The sequence below is a fragment of the Phenylobacterium sp. genome, assembly GCF_030693805.1.
Classification (GTDB): domain Bacteria; phylum Pseudomonadota; class Alphaproteobacteria; order Caulobacterales; family Caulobacteraceae; genus Phenylobacterium.
Map to the genome: position 1 here is coordinate 1 of NZ_JAUXZW010000214.1, position 2,004 is coordinate 2,004.

1 protein-coding gene is annotated in these 2,004 nt (G+C 61.9%); it reads right to left on the minus strand.

Translation table 11 applies throughout. The features are described 5' to 3' along the window. Positions 1 to 2,004, minus strand: a 2,004-nt coding sequence (purL, locus tag Q8M88_RS08410) for a phosphoribosylformylglycinamidine synthase (protein WP_305596315.1), incomplete at both ends; no start/stop codon positions are given.

Below are 2,004 nucleotides of genomic sequence, written 5' to 3' on the forward strand. Positions count from 1 at the left end.
CTGTTCCCGCGTTTGAAAAAGGCCTCGAATTCGTCACGGGCGCGGGCATTGAACAGGATGGACTTGGCCCAGCCCTCTCCCGCCCCCAGCACGTCACCGTAGGAAAATCCGCCACAGGCGGCAAACCCCTTGAAGTCCGCGAGGCTGCTGCGGCCGGCGATGATATCGCTCATGTGTACATCGACTGCGGCAAAACCGGCACGGTCAAAAGCCGCCGCCATCTCGATCTGGCCATTGACGCCCTGCTCGCGCAGGATCGCCACGCGAGGTTTTGCGCCGCGATTGATGAATGGCGCGGCAATATCTTCGTGCGGATCAAACGTCAGTTTCGGCGAAATACCGGGATCATCAGCGTCGAGCAACCGGTCATATTCCTGTTGTGCGCAATCCGGGTTATCGCGCAACAGCTGCATGCGATAAGAAGTTTCGGACCAGGCGCGGTGCAAGTCGATGCGTGATTCGTCGAGTACGGTTTTGCCGCCGGCCTTCACCACCAGTCGTGATCCGGCATTGACACTGCCGACCACCGTGCAGTGCTGCGCAAGTCCGTTTAACTTCAGCACCGTCATAACCGCATCACGGTCGCTGCGTTTGATTTGCACCAGCGCGCCCAGCTCCTCGTTGAACAGCGCGGCTGCGGCATCACCCTGCAGTTCCAGCTGCGCGCCGCAACGCGCGGCAAAGAGCATTTCGCACAAGGTCGTCAACAGGCCGCCATCCGAACGGTCGTGATAGGCAAGAAACCGGCCATCCTGATTCAATTGCTGGATGGCCTCGAAAAAATGTTTCAGGTCGGCGGCATCGACGACATCCGGCGTCAAATCACCGGTCGCGTCATAAACCTGCGCCAGCGCCGAAGCACCCAGGCGGTTTTTCCCGCGGCCAAGGTCGATCAGCAGCAGGTCGGTATCACCGCAATCAGTACGCAGTTGCGGCGTCAGCGTCTTGCGCGCATCACTCACCGGCGCGAAAGCCGAGACAATCAGCGACAGCGGCGCAACCACCTCTTTACGCGTTTTTCCCTCAGCCCATGAAGTCTTCATGGACAAGGAATCCTTGCCCACCGGGATGCTGATGCCCAGTTGCGGACACAGTTCCATCGCCACCGCATGTACGGTATCGAACAGCGCGGCATCTTCACCGGGATGTCCGGCAGCGGCCATCCAGTTTGCCGACAGTTTTACGTCGCCAAGTTTGGCGATTGAAGCCGCCGCAATATTGGTAATCGCTTCGCCGAGCGCCATGCGCCCCGAGGCTTCGGGATTCAGCACCGCCAAAGGCGTGCGTTCGCCCATCGCCATCGCTTCGCCGCAGTGGGTGTTGAATCCCATCAGGGTCACCGCCACATCCGCCACCGGCACCTGCCACGGCCCGACCATCTGGTCGCGCGCGGTCATGCCGCCGACCGTGCGATCACCGATGCTGATCAGGAAAGTCTTGTCCGCCACTGTCGGCAGGCGCAGCACGCGGTACAGCGCTTCGCGGATGTCGATGCCGCCCGCATCGAATACCTGACCCTCGCGCACCAGGCGTTTGACGTCGCGGGTCATTTTCGGCGGCTTGCCGAGCAGCACAGCAAGCTCCATGTCCACCGGGTTGTTGTTGAACACGGTGTCGCCGACCTTCAGCCGGCCGTCGGCCGTCGCCGTGCCGACCACGGCAAAGGGGCAGCGCTCGCGCTCGCAGAGCGCCTGGAACTGCGCCAGATCGCGCGGCTCGATCGCCAGCACATAACGTTCCTGCGCCTCGTTGCACCAGATCTGCATCGGCGACATGCCCGGCTCTTCGCTGGGCACATCGCGCAACTGGAAATGCCCGCCGCGCTGCGCGCCATGCACCAGCTCCGGCAGCGCATTCGACAGGCCACCAGCGCCAACATCGTGTATCGACAGGATCGGATTGAGATTCCCCAGCCCCCAGCAGCGGTCGATGACTTCCTGGGCACGGCGCTCGATTTCCGGATTGCCGCGCTGCACCGAGTCAAAATCGAGGTCTTCCTGATTG